The following is a 22750-nucleotide window of genomic DNA, read 5'->3' on the forward strand; positions in this document are numbered from 1 at the left end:
GTCAGGGCTGCTCTGTATCTATCGGATGCCTCACGGGGCTCGTCACCAAAAGCGTGTGCAATTGGCTGAACTGAAGGGCTTGGGTTCGAAGTTCTCGCCGGTCTTGACGATGGCGTATCAGATAGCCACGTGCTTTTTCCCGGGCTTCAGACAGCTGTAGCTGCAAGGCCTGCGTCTTTTCAACCCCTGACTGTACGGCCAGTTGCAAGCTGCGTTGACTGTCCATGAGCTTTCTGACTTCGACGGCTTGCAGGCTGTGTTCAGCTGTCAAGCGCTCAAGATCGCGATAAACCTGGCCCAGCTCCTCGTTTTTCACCATCAGTTGTTCCTGTGTGCGACGCAACTCTGTCTGCAGCTTATGTCCTTGCTCCTCGTATCGATTGAGTTCATCTTCTCGCTGAGCCAGTTGGTGGCTGCGATAGTGCTCCAAGGCGTCTCTGGCGTGCTGACATTGTCCTTCAAGTGAGGCGATGCGAGTTGAGCGCTCACTCAACTGTTGCTGAAGCGCTTGCTCTACTTCGAGCAGTCGGCGTGCCTCGGTCTCAACCTTCTGCAGCCGGTTGTTCAATTCTTTCTCTCTGGCCTGACCTTCCTGCCGCTCGGCCAGAGCGAGGGTGTGTGCTTTCTGCAGTTCATGATGGCGGGCTTCTTCGACTTCTCGCTGATGGATATACGCCCCTTTCTCCCTTTCCAGACGAGCCCTATCTGCGCTGACAGCGTCTTGTGCGGCTGCCGCAAGTCGCTCGGCTAGACTCTGCATGAGTACCTGCATCTCGTCCTCGATCGTAACCATGGGCGGGCGAGGTTCGGAGGCTGACAGCTCCTGGATGTAGCGCTGAATAGTGCTGTTCGAGCCGGTGTTGCCCAGCTCGATACGCACCGCCTGAATGCTTGGCGTTTCGCCACGTGCCAGCAGCGCATCGCGAGCTCGTTGTACTTGCGCCTTGTTGATTCCACCGCGTGCCATGTCCGCTCTCCGACGATTTCGTGGTGTATTTCGAGTATGGAATTACGCCTTTAAATTGGATAGGCACGGTCAAATCTGTCAGACGGAATGGCGTTCGAGAATCCTGATTTCTCAAACCCCAGCGCCAAAAATCGGCAGCCAGGGACCGGTTTGCAGCATGGGAGTCCCGCACCATGAGTGATCCCGAGCACTATCGTCAGGCGGCGCGGCGCGAGAGCACCAGCCGCCGCTATGCCCAGGTGGTCGACCATTTCGAAAGGGAGTGGGGAGGCTTTCTTCCGGCTACCCAGGCCAATGTCGCGCGCTACCTGGCCGAACATGCCGACCACTATTCACCTGGCACCTTGCGCACTCATCTAGCCGCCCTGGCGCGTTGGCACCAGCAGCACGGCTTTCCCGATCCGACCAAAGCCTTGGCAGTGCGCGAGGTGCTGCGCGGCATCCGCGCGTTGCACCCGCGTCCGCCACGACAGGCTGAGCCGGTGCAGCTTCAGGAACTGGAGGCGTGTATCGAGGCCTTGAGGCAAGAGGAACAGGTCGATCATGGTGTCGCGCGTCTGCGAGCATGCCGCGACCGTCTGCTGTTGTTGCTCGGGTTCTGGCGAGCCCTGCGGGCGGATGAACTGTGTCGCTTGCGTATCGAGTTCATCCAGCTTGAGCGAGGTCGGGGGTTGCGGTTGTTGCTACCGAGCAGCAAAACCGATCGGGCTAACTTGGGTCGTCACATGAGCGTGCCAGCACTCCACCGGCTCTGCCCGGTCCAGGCCTACGAAGACTGGTTGGCCTATAGCGGCTTGAGCGAAGGCCTGCTGCTGCGCAACGTAGATCGTTGGGGGCGCCTGGGCAGCGGGTTGCACAGCTACAGCGTGTCTCGCATTCTCCGGAGGGCATTCGAACGCAGCGGCCTGGAAGGGGATGGCTACAGTGGACATTCGTTGCGGCGAGGTTTTGCCACCTGGGCCAGCGCCAACCAGTGGAGTGCCAAGGCGCTGATGGATTATGTCGGCTGGCGTGATGTGCAGTCGGCCATGCGTTACGTCGAGGCGGACGCCCCGTTTGGCAACTGGCGGCGGTAAAGACGTTGACACCGGAAGCGAGGAGAGAGCCCTGGCGAAAAACGGCGGCAGGGCTTCAGGGCATTAAAACAGCTTGTAAGCGCGGTACAGAGTGAGGGCGATCCCCTCAAAGGCACGCGTGATGACAAAGACGCAAATGCAGGCAACAACATACGGCAGCGCGTGGCTGATACCCAGATCCGCGACGACCTGCTCAGTGGCCGTAATCAACTCGTTGCTTTTGATGGTGACCATCGCCATCACTGGTGGCAACAGGATCCCGGCGGCGATACGTTTCGGCAAGCTGGTGTGGTCATTGTCGAGAGGGGACTTCAGATAGTTCAAGCGAATCTCCTTCAATACGCAGGATTGCGTACCTCATGATTCATCAATCTGGGCCAAGGTGTTACTCAAAATCAGGGTGCGTTTTTCACTCTCAGCTAGTCTTGGTCGCATTGTCTTTGTGCTTGTCGCCATTTGCGAGCGGACCGTTCGGACATCCAGCGACCTTGTGAGATCGGGTAGGCGATGGTATCCAAGCCTTGAAGCCTAAGAGGGAACATGGCATGCATCAGGTTCTGGTGATTGATGACGCGGTTGTTTACGTCGAGCAGCTCGTTATGGCGCTCACGTCACATCACATCGTTGTTGTCAATTGCATCATGCGAGGGACGGCTGAGAAGCTGCGGCACGAAGCCGAACAGGTGATGAAGCAAAGCAAGAGTGAGGGGCCTTATGTCGACTACAACGAGTTCAAGATAACCGTTGAAGGTGAAGTATGGTTTGCTCCCACCATGGCTCATTCCGAACTCAATGACCTGAATCTTGACGATACCTGGAGTCTGGTGGAGCGCGCCATGCAGGTCTGGGTGTCACGTGGTCAAGCCAACCGCTTTCTCTATACCAATAGAGCACGCCACATCGTCGCCTCGTCGGGCTGACGCACTGATCTTCCAACGCCTAAAGCCCCGATCCATCGAGGCTTGTTGTAGCTAAATTCGCAGTTCTTCGGCGACTAGCGGGCAGGCGGGTTCTTGTCGATCCAGGCATTGGTGCCACTGTTGACTTGGGAGTAATAAAAGGAGCGTGTCAGCTCGGATACCCAGAGCTTGTCGTCGCTGTCCATGAATTTCCTGAGATGGTCATGCAGGCCTTTCGCGGTGCTGTTGTAGGCCACCAGCCAAAAGGACTCCAGTGAGCGATGCGCGCCGAGGCGGTTGAGTTCGTCGATCAGCAGCTTGTAGTTCTTGTTGTTTATGAGGTCGTACGACACGGTAAAGGTAGTCATCATTGGCTCCGAGTAGAACGTGTTCGTTGAAGTCGAAGGGCCGCTTGCTAAACAGCGGCCCGTTCAGGAGTTAGGTCCGGTCGATGGTGGTGGCGGTCGGACCGTAGGCCTTCACTGCGACGATCCCTTGGTCGCGGGCGGAGGTCGAACTGTAAATCTGGCTGGTGCCGATGATCTGATTGTTAGCGGCGCGCAGTACGAAATACGGGCGCTGGTTCTGTGCGATACGTTTGTCGTAATACTGGTCGTACGGCGAATGCGTTTTGCACGAGGCGATCCCGTTCTCGCAACCGGATTTCTGGATGTAGCCCTCACTCGCGAGAATGATTTCGCCATTCGGCGCTTTCAGGTGGAAGTAATACTGGTTGTTCTGGGTGGAGCGGAAGATCTCATAATGTGCTGCCATGTGAACCTCGGATCAGTTGCGGATTAATTGAACAAGCGCCGCGTTGGCGCATGTTTCAGGGGCCGTGATTGGCTTGAACTGAAGGCTACGTAAGGAGTCGTTAGAGGGGTAGGCGCCAACAATTGGATCCATTACCAGGCGTTTGCTCCTCCACCGCATCGCGAGTTTTTACGAGCCAAGGCAAGTTTTCAGGCTCAAACGTGAGTAAACACTCACGTTGGTGCGCAGCGGCGGGGGTTGTAAAACTGCTACCCTAGCCCCATATGCGCACGAGGTAACAAGCATGAAAAAAATCGCCATCATTGAAGACTCTCCTGACACGAACAATGCCCTTGCTGGGTTCTGCAAAAGCATTGGCAAGGACATTGAGGTTCACCAATTCTTTGATAGAGAAACCGCCGAGAAGGCAATTGTAGAAACTGCATTTAGTTTGATTGTTCTAGATATCGAGCTGCCGCCGGAGAAAAACGCTGGCGTTGGAATACTTCGAACTAACATAAGTCATCACAAGTCGCCGGTTATGGTGGTCTCCGGGCTGGATGCCTCTTTATACCGTGGTGTCATGCGTCAGCTAGATGTCTGGGACTACATGGAAAAGCCTATTCCTCCGGATGGGCAAGAGTTTGTCGAACTGGTATTGCAAGTGCTTAGGGCGCAGACTGCACCGAGTGGAGAAGATAAGGAAGCGCTGATCACTTACGACCAGTCCACGGGAAGAATGCGTTTCAAGAATAAAGCACTGAATATTCCACAGACGGCCAAGAATATTCTCTGGCGACTTTATGAGCGTCGAGGCTCTTACGTTCCATACGCCGATTTTTTCGAGTTAGTGAAGTCCGGCCGAAATCCAGAAGCTATTCGCCAACACGTTAAGAATATACGTGACGCATTGGAAGACGTGAGTGAGTCACCGGATCATGTGGTTGTAATCAGGATGAAAGGTGTGCAATGGCAAGACTGCGTCAATCCTTAAGTAAATTAGGAGGAAATCTTTACCGGGCCAAGGCTCGGGTGCTCATCGTGGGCGTCATGACCGGTATGGTGTTGCTGGTGTTCTTTGGTACGATTGCAGTACTGCGGTTCAGCTACATATCAGTAGCGCAGCAATATCAGGCAGCCATTCAAAGAACGTTGCAGCGTGTCACGGCTGAATTCGAAGGTTTGGAGGGGGATATTGCCTTTTCTAACTTCGGAGAGCAATCTTCAGACGGGCGCGGTGTACCGGTGGCAAAATTGCCCCTTGAGTTTATTAATGTCAAGCCTGGCCATGTTGACGACCTTAAGCCGCTTTTAGGTTGCAGCTTCAAGACCTTGCGGGATCCTCGCAATCAGCTGTGCGCCGGGGTACTAGAAAATCGCTATTATGGTGCGTTGGTGTATCTTCGTGGCACTTTCCACGTCGACAGCGAGCTGACTTCACCGACGTATGCGAAATCTCCCTTTACGGCCCACCACTTCAGCGTGGCAGTGACCGCACGAGGGCGCACGAGCCATTTTGTCGCTAGCTTCGATCCGGTGCGCCGCGCGGAAGCTTCGACTGCGAAGCTGTTCTCACCAGCGTGGAGCATTGCTGGTTTCAAAACCACCAAGCAAGGGGCCAACGATTTTACTCGTGAGCGCGATATCAAGGGACGCATTCTGGCGCACCTGACCCCTTCAGGATCTATCAGTAGCTACGAGTTCATTCTTCAATTGCCGCTTTACGCCTATATGGAAGCGTCTGAAGCGCAGAGCACCTGGCCTCCTGAAGACATTTCTCAAGCGAGGGTCGCATTGAAATTGCTTGGACCTGTCGGTGGCGGTCAAGGCGAAGTGCTCATGAATGGCTTGGAAGTCAGCGAGCGACCTGTTTTCTCGTTTGAGTCTATGTCGCAGTATTTGTCACCAGGAGAAAGTCTTCGCTTCATTACCTCTCCCGAAAGTAAGCCTATTGAGGTGTTCGCAGGTAGCCATAATGGTCGCAATGAAAACCGTTCGTTGCTGGCACAGCTGACCAACGCCGTCGTTGAGCTCGTGACGCCCGCAATTGCCACTAATAGATCTACCGTGCTCTCCAATGGCGGCAGGATAGAGCTGAGCGGAAACCCTGCTCTGGTACTGGGCGGGTGGAGCGCGGCGGCAAAAGCGATTCTGGTGTTTGCAGCGGTTCTCGGCACTCTCCTGATAATCAGTGGCTTTGTCTTCTATCGCTATGTTCTGGCGCCTCTGAACAAGGTTAGGCGTAACACCATCTACATGCGAGGACGTTTCTCGGATGCGGACGATTTCAAGTTACCGTACGTGATCTCTAATCGGTATGACGAAGTGGGCGTGCTATGGGCCAGTATTGAAGACTTGCACAAGTCGATTACCACGTATGGGCGAGAAGCGTTGGAGAACGCCAAGAAAGAAAGCGATACTCTTCGCGCCATAGGCCATGAAATCAGATCACCCTTGCAAGAGTTATTGATACGTCACAGTAAGCCTGACGACCCAAGTGCGAAGAGCCTTAAGAGAATTTCGTATGCTTTGAAAATGCTCTCCGGTAACTCTGCGGGGCAAAGTTCGGGAAAGTCGCTTGGTCCCAAGGAGGCGATCAGCGCATCTCGTGGTCACCTCACTAAGGAGAATGTGGTCGAGTACTTGGAAAATGCTGCTGAATCAAGCGGGGGAGCTATTAAATTTTTTCGCTCTTTCGAATCATTGTACGTCAGTGCCGACGGCGACATGTTGGAAGCGTCACTGACGGCAATCTTGAATAACGCGAAAGAGTTTCGAAATGAGGGAACAGAAATTACCCTGAAGGTATTCGCTGACGCAAGCTGGGCGCTGATTGAGGTGGGTAACCAGGGGCCACACATCCCTTTTTATCCGATTGATGAAATCTTTGAGTACGGCGTGAGCAGTCGTGACTCCAGCGATGAGCATCAGGGATTGGGTCTGTTCGTTGCCAAGCAATATATAAAAAAAATGGGCGGCGATGTTCACGTCAAAAACGTTAGAGATGGGGTGAGATTTGCAATAAAACTCGCTAGGGCGCATTGAATTCCTCCCCCAGTATCTATAGAGCGTCGACGTCTAACGCTGTCCTCGGTGAAGTGGCTTTCCCTTTCGACCCGTTTGCTTTGGGCAGGACCCGGATCGATTGGCGTGGCCCTCCGCTCGCGGTAGTACAGTGATGTTCATCTGCTGAAGGGAAGAACTTGGACTGGTTACTTCTGTCTTGGCTTGGCCAGGCGCGCCGGGTGCACAGGTAGCAGTGCTACCTATGCAGTCCAATCCAGCGGATAGGGCTTGCGACCACCGCCAGCCTTTGGGTAATGAAGCTCGACCAGTGCCACCAGTCCGCTCCACGGAACGACTTGCTCCATCTCGGCTAGGAAGCTCTCTCGACGGGGCTGCTTACGTTTGCCGGCATACTCGAAATCGGAGAAGTTCATCTGACTCATGGGACTGGCTGTTGCTCGTGGCGGGAGTGATGGGCTATTTCAGCACGGCGGGCGGGCGCTGTGCTGAAACTTGATCGGAGGATTCCTAGCGCTTGGCATGATGCCTGGAAGCGCTCACGAAATGAGCCTGACAGCGGAGGCTTTGGATCTCGCCGTGGCACTTGTCATGGCTATGCAGATCATTAGGATGCTGTTGATCCAAGCGGTAACCTTGCCGTTGTACAGTTGGATGGACCGTCGCTGCGCGGATGTTGAAAATCGGCAGTTGGTCTGATGGAGTGCGGCACTGCCTAAAGATGCCCTGCAAGTTCATGCATCCTATTGAACTGGTGCTTATTAGCCTAAGGAATGAACGGAGGATATATGGCGGATGAACTAGGTCGTGACAGTCTTGAGCAATCGATTAGTTCAACTTGTAAACGCGTTGTGGCAGAAAATTTTGGGGCCCTGCTCAAAGGGGTACCACTGTTTATAGGTTTTCTGATTTATTTCATTTATTTCTGCCAGATCTCATTTTTTCCAAGTGTCGACCTTTTTGCTCTAACTTCTCTTCTCGTCTCCGCTTTTCTGATGGGGGCGGCTTTAATTGTTGTGGTTTCGTTAGGGTTGTTTTTCCCGGGTTGGAGCTGGGCCGACACGTGTATAAAAAAAGAAAATAGTATTGGCACTTATTTTTTTGGGGCTACAGGCATGGACGGGATGACAGCCTCCCGATTTATGCTCATCTGGTTTGCCCTGCCGCTGTTGCTTAATACCGTTCTTTCGGTGTTGTCGTGGAAGTCTCATGATGAGAGTTGGAGTGTGACGGCGATTTTCATAGTCATACCTCTTGCGTTACCGGTGGTCTTTGGCGGATGGCTTAAGAAAGTGTCCGGCGGTACGTGGTCTCAAATTATAAACTACATAGTTTTTACTTGGCTGAGCTTGTTGTGTACCAATGTCGCGTGTTTCATAATTGGTTTCACTTTCCTTAGTTCGTTCGAGGATTGGAACGGTCGAGTTTCGCCAGAGGCTGCGGTAGTGGGATGGTCTTTGGGTAGCTTAATCGTTCTGGCCAATGCCGCAGCATCAAGGCTATCACTGCGTGCTGGGCTAGCAGCGAGCCTGTGTTTGGCGGTCATTGCTCTAGTAGCAATGCGAGGCACAGTCGTGTTTCCCGCTCGAATGATGGCAATTTTGGGGGTGGGGCACTATCAATCCCAAAAGGTTCTTCTCAAGAAAGAAACCTGCGAAACGCTCAGTAACAGTATCCCTCTTGTCGATGGGTGTGCTATTTCCAAGCCTTGGGTGGTTTGGGGGGTAGGAGATGTGTTTAAGCTAAGAGTCGCAAAGGGTGTTTCTTCCGAGAGCACTATATCGAGACCATGCGGTCCTCATGGTGGCGCCTGCCAGGAACTGATACTGGCTAAAGAGTCAGTTGTCGCGATCATTAAATAAGTTGCTATGATTTGATGGTGCTGATTGTGTATAGCGATGATTTCTAATAGTATAGATAGAAAACCGCACTGGATGACTACAAAACCAGTTTCTGTTGGTTTTGCTATGCACACAAATACCTTTGGTCTCACCGTGCGGTCGAGGGCAAATAATGGTGAAGTGCCCGCCCCGGTTGGGGCGGGTAAGGTTGGGCATCTTCCAGCCAAGCTGTACGTGTCGCTACTTCATTAAAGTAAAGCGAGCGAGGCGCGTTGGGATCACCAACCCTCATAAGCTTTTCTTCGGGTTTTCATGCTACTACGCCACGTGATCAGGCTTTCAATGTCTGACAGCAGTTCCTCGCTTTCAGGGATCGCTGCAGGTGTTTCGGATGATTGGCTGTGCTCGAAGAAGCTGTACTTTGTCATCAAGGTGTCGATGGTCCTCAACTCATCCACGAGCATATTCTGCAGAGGGCTGAGTTTGTTCATCGTTGTGACGCTTCTGCGGTGTCGAATAACGACACCATTCAGTAGGTCTTCCTCCACTGATCGCTCAAGTAGTTTTCGGAAGTCGCTACAAATGCCCTGTGCCAGGGCTTTGTAGGTTGCCGCCCCCCCGGTTTCCGCCGCTTTGTTAGCCGCTTGAAGGCGGTTCTTCAAGATATTGCTGGCAGCGGAGGTATTGCTGTTCCAAGTTTCCGGATCGGCGAGTTGTCCTGCGGCGTTCGCGAACGACTCGATGCAAAGAGAGCGGTAGTGCTGTTTTCTCCAGGTATCACCAGCCTTTTTGGCGACGTCTTCCATCGCGCCATAAAGCGACAACCGGTGAGTGAATACGATCACCTGCCTGGTCCTGGCCAGTTCGCCCAAACGACATGCGACGAGCCATTCGAAATCATGATCGAGCGAGGAGATAGGATCATCAAATATGAAGGGTGCAGATCCGGGTTTGTCTGCTACATCCGCCAAGAACGCAGCGAGGGATATAATCCGCCGCTCTCCCTCGCTGAGCACCGATTCAGGAGTGTTCTGACCATGGACCACACCGCGCAAGCGCAGTTGATGAAGAACCTTTCCGCCACGGGTTTTACTTTTGACCAGTTCGACACGAATCCTCTTGGCGCCCAGCCGCTCAAGCTCATCATTGAACCGGGCCGTATAGGCCTCGGTGACCGCGACCTCCGCAACTTCCGTTGCTTTTAGAGAGACACGGCGTGAACTCGCCAGGGTTTTCCATCCTTCATATTCCTTGATTCTCTGCAACCGAGCGACCTCGTCGCGCACTGCCTGACTCTGTTGAGATACCCATTGCTTCGCTTCGAGAGCCAGTTTCTCTTGCTGTGCTTTGGTTCGGTCAAACTCCCGGGCATCGAGATCGAATTGAGCAGCTTGAGCTTCTAGATCATTCATGTAGGACCGCAACGTTTCAACGGCCTGGGCGCTGTTCTCGGCAGGCTGAGCGGTATCAATCAACTCTTCTGTGAGGAGTCGGTCGCGGCATTCGCCGACGCGATTCCAGAATTTTTGAAGATAGCTTTTCCAGCTCTCGTGCTGGAGCTTGCCTGCCTCGAACTGCGTTTGAATTTGTTGCTCGTTTTGCTGCGTAGGAAGGCGTGCCAGTGCACCTTTGTAAGCTGCTTCGGCTGTTTGGGCTGCTGTTTCGAGTTCCCCCTTCACAAAATCTTCCAGATTTTGGAGCCGTTTCTGGGCAGCAGGTGCAAGAGGCTGCTGGCACAGGAGGCACTGAGCGTCATCTGTTACAGGAAACAGAGCGTCCGGATAGGGAATCTGTGAGTAGGCTCGGGCTGCGTTCCACATAGCCCGCCACGTTTCCGATCCTACACCTTCCAGACCGTCGTCTTTGGTCTTAGCAAATTCCTTGGCCGCTGCTCGCTTTTTGTCGGCATCCTGACGAAGTTGACGCAGAAAATTGATGTTGTCCGGTGAGTAAGCAACCGATGCTTGCGTGAGCGACTGTACGATCAGTTGCACCTGCTGTTTGGTGCTCCGCTTTTGCTTAGCAGCTGTAGACGGATCTTCTACTTTGAGCCTTTCCGTCAAATTATCAATTTGCTTCTGGTGCTCTTCCGTCCAACCGAGCAGTGCTTCCAGCGCAGTGTTGTTGAGTTTTTCAAGCGTTTTATAGTTCAGCCCCGCCGGAGTTTGCGCGTAGGCCAAGGGGAGGTTGGGGAGCTTGCTCACCAAGGCGGCTTGCTCAGAAACAAGGCGATTCTTGATCTGTTCAACGGCGCTAGCCAACTGTTCGAAGAGCGATACCACGCGCGGGATGTAGGTCGCTGAGCTCTCGGTACGTAGGTAGTGCCCCGCCTCATCGCTGTCAAAAATGTCGATATGTTGAAGTGCTTCGATTGGTGCAGATCCAACCTGCCATTCTGAGTTGACCAAGGTCTCGTTGTAGTAAAAGTCGATAAGGCACTTTTGCTCGACGGGTGCTGGGAGGAAGACGTTCGCCTTGAGTTCGACCGCCCGGGGTTTGCCGGATATGTGCTTGAGAATCCTGGTGTAGCTGGACTTGCCCGAACCGTTGTGGCCGTAGATAACGGTGAGGTTTCCTGAGCCAAACGTTAGAGGGGAGCGAAGAAGCAGGCTTTCGATCCCGACCACATCATTGATGCTGGCTAGCCGTAGGGTGCTGCCTTGCAACTGAGCCTCTGTTAAGCCTGCAAATTTCCTCTCCTTTTTTATCAGGCGGCCGGCAGGTGACTTGATTGCCGTCACCAGTTCATCCAGGTCGGTGCCCGCGAGTTGCCCCTGGTTAATCAGACGTTCAGCAGCGTTCTGCAGCCAGTCCTGTTGTTCCCAGAGCCAATCGCGAACCATCGCATGCACATCCATTGCCGTCTCCCAGCCATGAAGTAGGTGCATGAACGCTAGCAAATGTATGGCGATACGCCATTTTCACAGTCCTACCGCTTGTGACGAGAGGAACTCATCGGCGGGCGTGCCGGCAGACGGGTGAGGTATTGAGCTCCTTGAGGGCATCCACCGAACTCAGCTTCTAGCCTCTAAAAAGCATTTCATGGATCGCACTATTTTGGTGCATTCGTTCTCATTTTGAATGACCACGTTCTCATTTTGAGTGAACCTCAAGGGGCCAAAGTACTGACTCCCACCTTTCGCAGCGCAACACCCTGATTTAATATACCCGCCAGTATAAATATTCGAAGCACCCTTCGCGAAAGGTCATTTCCCATGTTGCGCCATGCCTTGCCCGTCGCTTTGCCCGCCGTTCTGGTCGCGCTGCTGTCCGCCTGCGGGCAGGAAAGCGCTCCACCCACCGTCATCCGTCCCGCCATGGTGGTGCAGCCGCAACCGGCATCGGCGGCGGTCGACAGCTACCCCGGCGAGGTGCGCGCGCGCTTCGAGCCGGAGCTGGCGTTCCGTATCGGCGGCAAGGTGAGCAAGCGCCTGGTGGAGGAGGGGCAGCGGGTCAAGGCCGATCAGCCGCTGGCCGAACTGGATCCGCAGGACGTGCGCCTGCAACTGGAAGCGACCCGCGCCCAGGTCGCCGCCGCCGAGGCCAATCTGAACCTGGTGCAGGCCGAGCGCGATCGCTACAGGAAGCTGCTCGACCGGCAGATGGTCAGCCATTCCCAGTACGACAACGCGGAAAACCTCTACCGCGCCGGCCAGGCACGGCTCAAGCAGGTGCGCGCGGAGTTCGACGTGGCCGGCAACCAGGCAGGCTATTCGGTGCTGCGCGCGTCCCAGGATGGCGTGGTGTCCAAGCGCCAGGTGGAGGTCGGTCAGGTGGTCGCCGCCGGGCAGACCGTGTTCACCCTCGCCGCCGATGGCGAGCGCGAGGTGCTGATCAGCCTGCCGGAGCAGAATTTCGGCCGCTTCGCCGTGGGCCAGGCGGTGACCGTGGAGCTCTGGTCGCAACCGGGGCAGCGCTTCGACGGGCGCATCCGTGAGCTGTCGCCCGCCGCCGATCCGCGCTCGCGCACCTTCGCCGCGCGCATCGCCTTCAACACCGGCAAGGTCCCGGCCGAGCTGGGCCAGAGTGCCCGGGTGTTCATCCAGCATGCCGAGCAGATTCCCCTGGCGGTGCCGCTCTCGGCGCTCACCGCGGAGAACGGCCAGACCTACGTCTGGCGCGTCGACGCCAACAACACCCTGCAGCGCACCGCGGTGCGGGTCGGTGCCTACGGCCAGGACAGCGTGCCGGTGCTCGAAGGCCTTAGCGCCTCCGACTGGGTGGTCGCCGCCGGCGGCCACGTGCTGCACGAGGGACAACAGGTACGGCCGGTGGACCGGTCCAATCGTACGGTGAATCTGGCGGCCAAGGAGTAAGTCCCGATGGGTTTCAACCTTTCCGCCTGGGCCCTGCGCAATCGGCAGATCGTGCTGTTCCTGATGCTCCTGCTGGCGATCGTCGGGGCGCTGTCCTACACCAAGCTCGGCCAGAGCGAAGACCCGCCGTTCACCTTCAAGGCCATGGTCATCCGTACCCTGTGGCCGGGTGCCAGCGCCGAGGAAGTCTCGCGCCAGGTCACCGAACGCATCGAAAAGAAGCTGATGGAGACCGGTGAGTACGAAAAGATCGTCTCGTTCTCGCGCCCCGGTGAGTCACAGGTCACCTTCATGGCCCGCGACTCCATGCACTCGGCGGATATCCCCGAGCTCTGGTACCAGATCCGCAAGAAGACGGCGGACATCCGCCACTCCCTGCCGCCGGGTATCCAGGGGCCGTTCTTCAACGACGAATTCGGGACCACCTTCGGCAATATCTACGCGCTGACCGGCAAGGGCTTCGACTACGCCGTGCTCAAGGACTACGCCGACCGGGTGCAGATCCAGCTGCAACGGGTCAAGGACGTGAGCAAGGTGGAGCTGCTCGGCCTGCAGGACGAGAAGATCTGGATCGAGCTGTCCAACACCAAGCTGTCCACCCTCGGCCTGCCGCTGGAAGTGGTGCAGAAGGCCCTGGAGGAACAGAACGCGGTGAGCACCGCGGGCTTCTTCGAGACCGCGAGCGAGCGTTTGCAACTGCGGGTCACCGGACGTTTCGACAGTGTCGAGCAGATCGAGCAGTTCCCCATCCGCGTCGGCGAGCGCACCTTCCGCATCGGCGATGTGGCCCAGGTGCATCGCGGCTTCAACGATCCACCCGCGCCGCGCATGCGCTTCATGGGCGAGGACGCCATCGGCCTGGCGGTGTCGATGAAGGCCGGCGGCGACATCCTGGTGCTGGGCAAGGCCCTGGAAACCGAGTTCGCCCGCGTCGCCAACAACCTGCCGGCGGGCATGGAGCTGCGCAAGGTCTCCGACCAGCCGGCGGCGGTGAAGACCGGGGTGGGCGAGTTTGTCCGGGTCCTGGTGGAAGCGCTGGCCATCGTCTTGCTGGTGAGCTTCTTCTCCCTCGGCATGCGCACCGGCCTGGTGGTGGCCCTGGCGATTCCGCTGGTGCTGGCGATGACTTTCGCCACCATGTATTACCTGGGCATCGGCCTGCACAAGATTTCCCTCGGGGCGCTGGTGCTGGCCCTGGGCTTGCTGGTGGACGACGCGATCATTGCCGTGGAGATGATGGCGATCAAGATGGAGCAGGGGTTCGACCGGCTCAAGGCGGCCAGCTACGCCTGGACCAGCACGGCCTTCCCCATGCTCACCGGCACCCTGATCACCGCGGCGGGCTTCCTGCCCATCGCCACCGCGCAGTCCGGCACCGGCGAATACACCCGCTCGATCTTTCAGGTGGTGACCATCGCCCTGCTGGCCTCGTGGATCGCCGCGGTGGTGTTCGTGCCTTATCTGGGCGAGCGCCTGCTGCCGGACCTGGCCAAGCTGCATGCGAAGAAACACGGCACCACCGATGATGGCGAGACCGACCCGTATGGCACGCCGTTCTACCAGCGCATCCGGGGTCTTGTCGGCTGGTGCGTGCGCCGGCGCAAGACGGTGATCGTGGCGACCGTGGCGCTGTTCGTCGGCAGCGTCATGAGTTTCCGTTTCGTCGAGCAGCAGTTCTTCCCGGCGTCCGGGCGTCTCGAACTGATGGTCGACCTGAAGCTGGCCGAGGGCGCCTCGCTGAGCAACACCGCGGTGCAGGTCAAGCGTCTGGAAGAAATGCTCAGGCAGCGCGAAGGCATCGACAACTACGTGGCCTATGTCGGCACCGGCTCGCCGCGTTTCTACCTGCCGTTGGACCAGCAACTGCCGGCGGCCAGCTTCGCGCAGTTCGTCGTCCTGGCAAAAACCATCGAGGACCGCGAGGTCCTGCGTACCTGGCTGATCGATACGCTGAACGAGCAGTTCCCCGATCTGCGCTCGCGGGTCACCCGTCTGGAGAACGGTCCGCCGGTGGGCTACCCGGTGCAGTTCCGCATCACCGGCGAACATATCGAGGAAGTCCGCGCCCTGGCGCGCAAGGTGGCGGCCAAGGTCCGCGAGAACCCGCATGTGGCCAACGTCCACCTGGACTGGGAAGAGCCGAGCAAGGTGGTCTACCTGAACGTCGATCAGGACCGCGCCCGCGCCCTTGGCGTGAGCACCGCCGCCCTGTCGCGTTTCCTGCAGAGTTCGCTGACCGGCAGCAGCGTCAGCCAGTACCGCGAGGACAACGAGCTGATCGAGATCCTGCTGCGCGGCACCGAGCAGGAGCGTACCGAACTCGACCACCTGGCCAGTCTCTCGGTGCCCACCGACAACGGCCGCAGTATCGCCCTGTCGCAGGTGGCGACCCTGGAGTACGGTTTCGAGGAAGGCATCATCTGGCACCGCAACCGCCTGCCCAACGTCACCGTGCGCGCCGACATCTACGGCAAGGACCAGCCGGCGACCCTGGTCAAGCAGATCCTGCCGACCCTGGAGCCGGTCCGCGCGCAGTTGCCGGACGGCTATCTGCTGGAGGTCGGTGGTACGGTGGAAGACTCGGCGCGCGGACAGAACTCGGTGAACGCCGGCGTGCCGCTGTTCGTCGTGGTGGTGCTGACCCTGCTGATGCTGCAGCTGCGCAGTTTCTCGCGCACGGCCATGGTCTTCCTCACCGCGCCGCTGGGCCTGATCGGCGTGGTGCTGTTCCTGATGGTGTTCCGCCAGCCGTTCGGCTTCGTCGCCATGCTCGGGACCATTGCCCTGTCGGGGATGATCATGCGCAACTCGGTGATCCTGGTGGATCAGATCGAGCAGGACATCGCGGCTGGACTGGGTCGCTGGCAGGCGATCATCGAGGCCACGGTGCGGCGTTTCCGGCCGATCGTGCTGACCGCGCTGGCGGCGGTACTGGCGATGATTCCGCTGTCGCGCAGCGTGTTCTTCGGCCCGATGGCGGTGGCGATCATGGGTGGGTTGATCGTGGCGACGGCGTTGACCTTGCTGTTCCTGCCGGCGTTGTATGCGGCGTGGTTCAGGGTCAGGAAGGAAGAGTGAATATGACGCGGACCCTGCAGGAGCGGGTCCGCGTCGTTCTTTCTATTAGCGGATCAGATCAGAGCGCGCCGAAGACCTTCTTCGCCAGGCTGGTGGCCGCCGCCGCCGGGTTCTCGCGGATACTGGCTTCCTGCTTGCCGATCATCTCGAACAGGCCATTGAGCGCCTGCTCGGTCACGTAGCCCTCGATATTGGCGCTCTTCTGATCGACCACGCCGAAGGCCGCGGCCTGGCCGGCGAACTGGTTGTATTTCTGCGCCACGCCCACCTTGTCGGTGGCCGCCTTGACGATGGGCAGGAACTTCTCGCGGATCTGCTCGCGGCTGGTCTTGCTCAGGTACTGGGTCGCGGAGTCGTTGCCGCCGCTGAGAATGCCCTTGGCATCGTCCACGGTCATCTTCTTCACGGCGTCCAGCAGGATTGCCTGGGCTTGCGGCACGGCGGCCTCGGCAGCCTTGTTCATGCTGGTTTCCAGCTCCTCGACCTGGGCGCCCATGCCGAACTGCTTCATCTTCTTCGCCGCCTTGCCGAGGTTGCCCGGCAGTTCGATGCGCACCTCGGGGTCATTGCTGAAGCCGCCGGGCTTGCCCAGTTGCTTGACGGCGATCTGCGCGCCCTGGCTGAGGGCATCCTTGAGGCCGCCCGCGGCATCTTTCTGGCTCAGGTCGCCAAGGGACAGGGCCATGGCACTGGCGGACAGCAGCAGGCCGGCGCACAGGCCGGTGAAGGTGAGGGTACGGCGGAACATGGTGGCATCCTTGATCGAAACGGGTGAACGAAAGAATCAGCGAACCGCGTCAACCCTGATGCGCAGCGGTTGCGGATCGCTGCCGTCGAGTTTAACGCTGTGCTGCTCGGTGTTGATGAACAACAGCTTGCCCTCCAGCTCGATCCGCGCGCTCACCGCATAACGGTGGCCAGGCTTGAGCTGGGCAGGGTCGTAGGACAGATGGAAGGGCAGCGGCACCTGGCCCTTGACCGGACCGTTCTGGCTGGCGAGGGTCACTGCCGGGGCGTCGGCCAGGGAGATGTCCTGCAGGGCGACATTCAGGGTCGCGCTCGGTGGCAGGGCGATACGTTGCAGGTAGAACACTTCGCCATCGAGGCTGGCTTTGTTGGCGGGGCTGTGGCTGGAACAGGCGGCGAGCAGCGAGGCGCAGCACAGCAGGAAGAGTTTTTTCATGAGGTCTCCGGATCTGAATGCCGGCTGGTGGCCGGCATTCAGGACTTTAGCGGATTTTATGGTAGCCGACGTCCTCACATTCTGTAGGAAACGTCTGGCAGAGGGTCATGCCTCCGTGGGTTGGTCGCTACTGCTGTGCTCGTCGCGGTGCAAGGCCACCTGGCGAATCGACAGGCGCACCTCCGCCGACAGCACCCGTTTGGCCGCGCCCTCGGCCAGTTCGCCGAGTTTCTCGTGGAAGCCCAGCCGGCCCGCTTCGTCGGGGCGCAGGACGTTCTGCTCCACCAGGGTCTGGATGAAGTGGCGGAACAGGCTCTTGTCGAAGAATTCCGGGGCGTTCAGGCCATGCAGGATCGACAGGCGCTGGGCCATGATCACGCAGAGGTCTTCCAGCTCCTCGGCGCTGAGGCTGTGCTGGCCGCTGTTGAGCAGCAGCGCGGTGGCCATGTAGAAGCGCTGCAGGGTCTGGGTGATGGCCCGGGCCAGCAGGGTCAGCAGGACGAACTGCCGCGAACTCGGTGCCGGGCGCAGGTACACGCCGTTTTCCTCGCGCAGCAGGCCCTGTTCGACGAAGGCCGCCAGCCACTGGTCGATCACCGCATCCAGTTCGTCCAGCTCCCAGCGGATGAACAGCTCCGATTGCAGGTACGGGTAGAGGGCGCGGGTGTAACGCAGGATCAGCTCGCGACTCATCCGCGAGCTGCTCTGGAAGAAGCTCGCCAGCAGCGCCGGCAGGGCGAAGATGTGCAGGACGTTGTTGCGGTAGTAGGTCATCAGCACCGCGTTCTGCTCGTCCAGGTACAGGATGCGCCCGAGGGCATCACGCTGCTCGGCCAGCAGGTCCATGCCGCGGACATGGCCGATCAGGGCCAGGCCGTCGCCTTCCGGCAGGGTGGTGTGGGGCGAGTACGGCACCTGGCGCAGCAGGGCCAGGTACAGATCCAGTACCCGGGTCAGGGCGCGCTCGTCGAGGGCCAGGCGGCTGGTGGAGAGCAGGGCCAGGGCCACCAGGTTGACCGGGTTGATCGCCGCCGCTTCGTTCAGGTGACGGGCGACTTTCTCACCCAGGCGCGAGGTAGTTTCGTTCAGCCAGCTCGGACGGAACTGCGGGGCCAGTTGCTGTTCGCGCCAGCCGGGTTGCTGCTGGTCGAGGAACTGGTTGAGGCGGATCGGCTCGCCGAAGTTCACCGAGACCTGGCCGAAGCGCTGCTTGAGTGCGCCGAGGACCTTGAAGATGTCGAAGATCGACTCCTTCTTCTTGCTCGCGCCGCGCAGTTCGCCGAGGTAGGTACGGCCTTCCAGGACCCGCTCGTAGCCGATGTACACCGGGACGAAGACGATCGGCGTGCGCGACGAGCGCAGGAAGCTGCGCAGGGTGATCGCCAGCATGCCGGTCTTCGGCTGCAGCATGCGCCCGGTGCGCGAGCGCCCGCCTTCGACGAAGTACTCCACCGGGAAGCCCTTGGTGAACAGGGTGTGCAGGTATTCGTTGAACACCGCGGTGTACAGTGGATTGCCCTTGAAGGTGCGGCGCATGAAGAAGGCCCCGCCACGGCGCAGCAGGCCGCCGATCACCGGCATGTTGAGGTTGATCCCGGCGGCGATGTGCGGCGGGGTCAGGCCGTTGCGGAACAGCAGGTAGGAGAGCAGCAGGTAGTCGATATGGCTGCGGTGGCAGGGCACGTAGATCACTTCGTGACCGGGGGCGATGCCCTGCACCTGCTCGATATGGTTGACCTTGATGCCGTCGTAGATCTTGTTCCAGAACCAGCTCAGCACCACTTCGAGGAAGCGGATCGCCGTGTAGGTGTAGTCCGAGGCGATCTCGTTGCCGTACTTCAGCGCCGTGGCCTCGGCCTTGGCCAGCGGGATCTTCTCGCGTTCGGCCTCGTCGAGGATTGCCTGGCGCACCAGCGGGTCGTGCACCAGGCCCTTGACCAGATTGCGTCGGTGCGAGATGTCCGGGCCGATGACCGCGGTCTTGAGGTTGCGGAAATGCACGCGCAGCAGGCGCTGGGCCATGCGCACGGTGCGTTCGTGACCCTTGTTGTGCCCGACCAGTTCGCGCAGGTGGATCGGCGCGGAGAACTGCACGCGGGTCTTGCGCCCGAGGATGAGGATGGTCAGCAGGCGGCGCAGGCGTCCGGTCACTGCCCAGCTGTCGGCGAACAGCAGTTTCCACGGACTCGACTCGCTGGCCGGCGATTGTCCCCAGAACACACTGACCGGAATGATCTGCGCGTCCTGCTCCGGTTGTTGGCTGACCGCACTGACCAGGCGCCCCAGCGTCGGCGGCGCGCCGCGCTTGTACTGGCGACCGAGCCAGTCCGGCTCCGGGGTCAGGTAGAAGAACGCGGCCGGCTCCATCAGGTTGCCGACGGCCACGGGCAGCACCGGGCGCGGCAGCCCCGCTTTGGTGCATTCGCGGTCGAGCACGGCCAGATCGGTCAGCGAGGGCGCCTGGATCGCGTAGAACACCGGGCGGCTGCGGTCCAGGTTGAGGGTGAAGGAGGACTGGTTGATGGTCTCGGAGCGAACCCACAGGTACAACAGTCGGCGCAGGGCGCCGAAGATCAGGCGGCGCAAGGGAGAACGGGTCATACGGAGTGTGCTCTGGAAAATGGGACGCAAGTACAGACAGCGGGCAAGTGTGCCGTATCCGCGCAAGTTGAGCAAAAACCGGCCTGGTCATGAAAATTAATTTATGTCTGTCTTATACTCGGTCCGCCCCTTGCAGGGATTTTCCGCAAGCGGCGTACGCAGAGGCGAAAATCCCCTGCAGACAAGGCGAGTCCAAAATAAAAATCCGGAGTGTTACAGATGTCGTCTCGTGAGACTGGAAGTGTGAAATGGTTCAATGATGCCAAGGGCTATGGCTTCATTCAGCGTGAGGGCGGGGCGGACGTTTTCGTTCACTACCGTGCGATTCGTGGCGAGGGTCACCGTACCCTGCTCGAAGGGCAACAGGTTGAATACAGCCTGACCCAGGGCCAGAAGGGCCTGCAGGCCGAGGATGTAGTCGGTCTCTGAGGGGATGGCTACAGGCTGCGGGCCGACCGTGGGCGTCCGCAGCCTGTAGCTGGAGATCAGGTTCTCCAGGTGATTTCTTCTTCGCCGTCGGCACTGATGCGGATCCAGCGGTCGGCGTCTTCTTCCCCTTCTTCCTCGACCCAGCTACCCGGGGCGCAGCGCACTTCGACGTTCAGCGCGGCATGGGCGGCGCGGGCACAGGCGATGTCGTCTTCCCACGGGGTCTTGTCACTTTCCAGGTAAAGACTGTTCCATTTTCCTACGGCCTTGGGCAGCCAGGTAACAGGAATGTCACCGGCCGTGCACTTGAAGGTCTGGCCTTTCTGCTTCCACTCGCTGCACGGACCGAGGGCGGCCTCCAGCCAGGCGGCGATCTGTTTGTGGTCGACGTCGGCGTCCTTCAGGTAGATCTCGATATCGGGTTGGCGCATGGGGATTCTCCGGGAAGGCTCAGTCCTGCAGGACAAAATAGTCGTAACGCATCGACACCGTTACCTGCAACGGCGCTGCCTGGTCGATCACCGCGGCGCGCCGTTCGGCGCTGGCGCGCCAGCCATGGGGCGTCATCGCCAGGAGGTTGGCGCGGTCGGCGGGGGCGGCCAGGCTCAGGCGGAATTCGAGGACTTCGCTGTGGGCATGGGTCATGTCCGCCGGGACCAGCGCCAGGTGCTTGTCGTCGGCGTAGTCGCGGACCTCGTCGTAGAGCTTCTCGCGCAGTTCCATCAGGTGGCCGCTGGTCGGGCCGACGCGCATCAGGCCGCCGCCGGGGCTGAGCAGGCGACGGGCTTCCTGCCAGTCCAGCGGGCTGAAGACGCTGGCGATGAACTGGCAACTGGCGTCGGCCAGCGGCACGCGGGCCATGCTCGCCACCAGCCAGGTCAGCTGCGGGCTGCGTCGGCAGGCGCGCTTGACCGCCTCGCGGGAGATGTCCAGGGCATAGCCGTCGGCGTTGGGCAGGGCATCGGCGATCTGCGCGGTGTAGTAACCCTCGCCGCAGCCGATATCCAGCCAGCGCGCGGGTGCCCGCTCGGCCGCCAGCGCGGCCAGGCGTGCGGCGACCGGGGCGTAGTGGCCGGCGTTGAGGAAGTCACGGCGGGCTTCGACCATGGCCTGGTTGTCGCCCGGGTCGCGGCTGTTCTTGTGCTGCACCGGCAACAGGTTCAGGTAGCCCTGGCGGGCGCGGTCGAACCGGTGCCCGGCGGGGCAGCCGACACCGTTGTCGAGGTGGTCCAGCGGTGCAGCGCAGATGGGGCAGGTGAGCATCAGGCGAGCAACCGGGTCAGGGTCTGGTAGTAGATCTCGGTCAGCACGTCGAGGTCGCTGGCCAGGATGCGCTCGTTGACCTGGTGGATGGTGGCGTTGACCGGGCCCAGCTCGACCACCTGGGTCCCCAGGGTGGCGATGAAGCGACCGTCGGAGGTGCCGCCGCTGGTCGAGGCCTTGGTCTCGCGACCGGTGACCGCCTTGATGCTGGCCGATACCGCATCCAGCAGTTCGCCCGGTTCGGTGAGGAACGGCAGGCCGGACAGCGCCCAGTCGATCTCCCAGTCCAGCTGGTGCTTGTCGAGGATCGCCGCGACACGTTGCTGCAGGCCTTCGACGGTGGACTCGGTGGAGAAGCGGAAGTTGAACAGCGCGACCAGTTCGCCCGGGACCACGTTGGTGGCGCCGGTGCCGGAGTTCAGGTTGGAGATCTGGAAGCTGGTCGGCGGGAAGAACGCATTGCCTTCGTCCCAGTGCTCGGCGGCGAGTTCCGCCAGGGCCGGGGCGGCCAGGTGGATCGGGTTCTTCGCCAGGTGCGGGTAGGCCACGTGGCCCTGCACGCCGCGCACGGTGAGCCGGGCGCCGAGGGAGCCGCGGCGGCCGTTCTTGACCACGTCGCCGACCAGGGTGGTGCTCGACGGTTCGCCGACGATGCACCAGTCCAGGCGCTCGCCGCGTTCGCGCAGGCGCTCGACCACGGCCTTGGTGCCGTGGTGGGCCGGGCCTTCTTCATCGCTGGTGATCAGGTAGGCGACCTTGCCGCGGTGGTTCGGGTAGTCGGCGACGAAGCGCTCGGTGGCAACGATCATCGCCGCCAGGCTGCCTTTCATGTCGGCGGCGCCGCGGCCGCAGAGCATGCCGTCGGCATCGATCAGCGCCTCGAACGGATCGTTCTGCCAGGCCTGCACCGGGCCGGTGGGGACCACGTCGGTATGACCGGCGAAGCACAGCACCGGGCCGTCCTGGGTGCCGTGGGTGGCCCAGAAATTGTCGACTTCCTCGATGCGCATCGGCTCGAGGGTGAAACCGGCATCGCCCAGGCGCTGCATCATCTGTTTCTGGCAATCGAAGTCGAGCGGGGTCACCGAAGGCCGGCGGATCAGGTCGCAGGCCAGTTCGAGGGTAGGCGAGAGTTCGGCGGGGGCCGTCATGAAGGACTCCGGGGGCAAGGCGGGGGGTACGGTTTTGGGGCGTTATCTTATAGCAAAAGAGATGACAGGGCTCGCCCGTCTGGCGCGCCCGCGAATGGGGGATGTCTCGATTGCCGTAGGAGCGCGGCTTGCCCGCGAAGGGCCGCAACGCGGCCCCGGAATCTGGTCG

At 59.5% G+C, this 22750-nt stretch carries 20 protein-coding genes and 1 pseudogene; 9 read left to right on the forward strand and 12 right to left on the reverse strand.

Translation table 11 applies throughout. The features are described 5' to 3' along the window. Position 1: 1 nt before the first annotated feature. Positions 2-967 carry a DNA-binding protein gene (locus RTI28_RS21255; RefSeq protein ID WP_316922261.1) on the reverse strand — a complete coding sequence of 322 codons (966 nt, stop codon included), beginning with the start codon at positions 965-967 and terminating at the stop codon, positions 2-4. Positions 968-1140: 173 nt separating this feature from the next. Here RTI28_RS21255 and RTI28_RS21260 point away from each other — a divergent pair, with 173 nt between their 5' ends. Further along, entirely contained in the window at positions 1141-2043 is a 903-nt protein-coding gene (locus RTI28_RS21260) for a site-specific integrase (RefSeq protein ID WP_316922262.1), read from the forward strand. Positions 2044-2106: 63 nt separating this feature from the next. Here the strand turns inward: RTI28_RS21260 and RTI28_RS21265 are convergent, their stop codons facing one another. Then, on the reverse strand, positions 2107-2367 hold the full coding sequence (locus RTI28_RS21265) for a hypothetical protein (RefSeq protein WP_316922263.1): 261 nt from the start codon (positions 2365-2367) through the stop codon (positions 2107-2109). A 221-nt stretch (positions 2368-2588) separates the two neighbouring features. Here RTI28_RS21265 and RTI28_RS21270 point away from each other — a divergent pair, with 221 nt between their 5' ends. Beyond that, positions 2589-2963, forward strand: coding sequence for a hypothetical protein (locus RTI28_RS21270; protein ID WP_316922264.1), 375 nt, complete (start codon positions 2589-2591; stop codon positions 2961-2963). 74 nt (positions 2964-3037) lie between these two features. Here RTI28_RS21270 and RTI28_RS21275 read toward each other — a convergent pair whose 3' ends face one another. After that, a complete protein-coding gene (locus RTI28_RS21275; protein WP_316922265.1) occupies positions 3038-3310 on the reverse strand; it encodes a hypothetical protein in 273 nt (90 codons plus the stop codon). A 70-nt stretch (positions 3311-3380) separates the two neighbouring features. Further along, complete coding sequence (locus tag RTI28_RS21280) at positions 3381-3716, reverse strand: YegP family protein (RefSeq protein ID WP_316922266.1); 336 nt, start codon at positions 3714-3716, stop codon at positions 3381-3383. Positions 3717-3999: 283 nt separating this feature from the next. Here RTI28_RS21280 and RTI28_RS21285 point away from each other — a divergent pair, with 283 nt between their 5' ends. Both RTI28_RS21285 and RTI28_RS21290 read left to right on the forward strand, forming a co-directional pair. After that, positions 4000-4689 (forward strand): response regulator transcription factor, encoded by a 690-nt coding sequence (locus RTI28_RS21285; protein ID WP_316922267.1) that lies wholly within the window; start codon positions 4000-4002, stop codon positions 4687-4689. Beyond that, entirely contained in the window at positions 4665-6740 is a 2076-nt protein-coding gene (locus tag RTI28_RS21290; protein WP_316922268.1) for a HAMP domain-containing sensor histidine kinase, read from the forward strand. Before RTI28_RS21285 ends, RTI28_RS21290 begins: the two co-directional genes overlap by 25 nt. A 236-nt stretch (positions 6741-6976) precedes the next feature. Here the strand turns inward: RTI28_RS21290 and RTI28_RS21295 are convergent. After that, a pseudogene (locus RTI28_RS21295) lies at positions 6977-7144 on the reverse strand (IS5/IS1182 family transposase); the annotation flags it as partial. A gap of 100 nt (positions 7145-7244) precedes the next feature. On the opposite strand from RTI28_RS21295, the gene RTI28_RS21300 reads away from it, so the two are divergent. Both RTI28_RS21300 and RTI28_RS21305 read left to right on the forward strand, forming a co-directional pair. Then, entirely contained in the window at positions 7245-7418 is a 174-nt protein-coding gene (locus tag RTI28_RS21300) for an AbrB family transcriptional regulator (RefSeq protein ID WP_316922316.1), read from the forward strand. Positions 7419-7507: 89 nt separating this feature from the next. After that, positions 7508-8581 carry a hypothetical protein gene (locus RTI28_RS21305; protein WP_316922269.1) on the forward strand — a complete coding sequence of 358 codons (1074 nt, stop codon included), beginning with the start codon at positions 7508-7510 and terminating at the stop codon, positions 8579-8581. Positions 8582-8838: 257 nt separating this feature from the next. On the opposite strand, the gene RTI28_RS21310 is transcribed toward RTI28_RS21305, so the two are convergent. Next, a complete protein-coding gene (locus RTI28_RS21310) occupies positions 8839-11418 on the reverse strand; it encodes an AAA family ATPase (protein WP_316922270.1) in 2580 nt (859 codons plus the stop codon). 357 nt (positions 11419-11775) lie between these two features. On the opposite strand from RTI28_RS21310, the gene RTI28_RS21315 reads away from it, so the two are divergent. Next, on the forward strand, positions 11776-12876 hold the full coding sequence (locus tag RTI28_RS21315) for an efflux RND transporter periplasmic adaptor subunit (RefSeq protein WP_316922271.1): 1101 nt from the start codon (positions 11776-11778) through the stop codon (positions 12874-12876). A 6-nt stretch (positions 12877-12882) separates the two neighbouring features. Continuing rightward, the gene (locus RTI28_RS21320; protein ID WP_316922272.1) at positions 12883-15954 is read left to right on the forward strand and encodes an efflux RND transporter permease subunit; all 3072 of its coding nucleotides are present in this window, start codon (positions 12883-12885) and stop codon (positions 15952-15954) included. 58 nt (positions 15955-16012) lie between these two features. On the opposite strand, the gene RTI28_RS21325 is transcribed toward RTI28_RS21320, so the two are convergent. The 3 genes from RTI28_RS21325 to plsB form a co-directional block, all read right to left on the reverse strand. Further along, positions 16013-16702 carry a DUF4197 domain-containing protein gene (locus tag RTI28_RS21325; RefSeq protein ID WP_316922273.1) on the reverse strand — a complete coding sequence of 230 codons (690 nt, stop codon included), beginning with the start codon at positions 16700-16702 and terminating at the stop codon, positions 16013-16015. 36 nt (positions 16703-16738) lie between these two features. Further along, positions 16739-17137, reverse strand: a complete 399-nt coding sequence (locus RTI28_RS21330; protein WP_316922274.1) for a YbaY family lipoprotein — start codon at positions 17135-17137, stop codon at positions 16739-16741. Positions 17138-17242: 105 nt separating this feature from the next. After that, entirely contained in the window at positions 17243-19738 is a 2496-nt protein-coding gene (plsB, locus tag RTI28_RS21335; protein ID WP_316922275.1) for a glycerol-3-phosphate 1-O-acyltransferase PlsB, read from the reverse strand. A 219-nt stretch (positions 19739-19957) separates the two neighbouring features. Here plsB and RTI28_RS21340 point away from each other — a divergent pair, with 219 nt between their 5' ends. Beyond that, positions 19958-20167: a cold-shock protein gene (locus tag RTI28_RS21340; protein ID WP_009395290.1), complete on the forward strand. Its 210-nt coding sequence runs from the start codon at positions 19958-19960 to the stop codon at positions 20165-20167. A 56-nt stretch (positions 20168-20223) separates the two neighbouring features. Here the strand turns inward: RTI28_RS21340 and RTI28_RS21345 are convergent, their stop codons facing one another. The 3 genes from RTI28_RS21345 to dapE are packed head-to-tail and all read right to left on the reverse strand — an operon-like array spanning position 20224 to position 22581. Beyond that, on the reverse strand, positions 20224-20598 hold the full coding sequence (locus RTI28_RS21345; protein ID WP_316922276.1) for a hypothetical protein: 375 nt from the start codon (positions 20596-20598) through the stop codon (positions 20224-20226). A gap of 19 nt (positions 20599-20617) precedes the next feature. Then, positions 20618-21430, reverse strand: a complete 813-nt coding sequence (locus RTI28_RS21350; RefSeq protein ID WP_316922277.1) for a putative RNA methyltransferase — start codon at positions 21428-21430, stop codon at positions 20618-20620. Continuing rightward, positions 21430-22581, reverse strand: coding sequence for a succinyl-diaminopimelate desuccinylase (gene dapE, locus RTI28_RS21355; protein ID WP_316922278.1), 1152 nt, complete (start codon positions 22579-22581; stop codon positions 21430-21432). The genes RTI28_RS21350 and dapE overlap by 1 nt, the downstream gene beginning before the upstream one ends. Between the last annotated feature and the right edge of the window lie 169 nt (positions 22582-22750).

It is taken from the genome of Pseudomonas sp. zfem002 (genome assembly GCF_032621685.1).
Taxonomy (GTDB): domain Bacteria; phylum Pseudomonadota; class Gammaproteobacteria; order Pseudomonadales; family Pseudomonadaceae; genus Aquipseudomonas; species Aquipseudomonas japonica.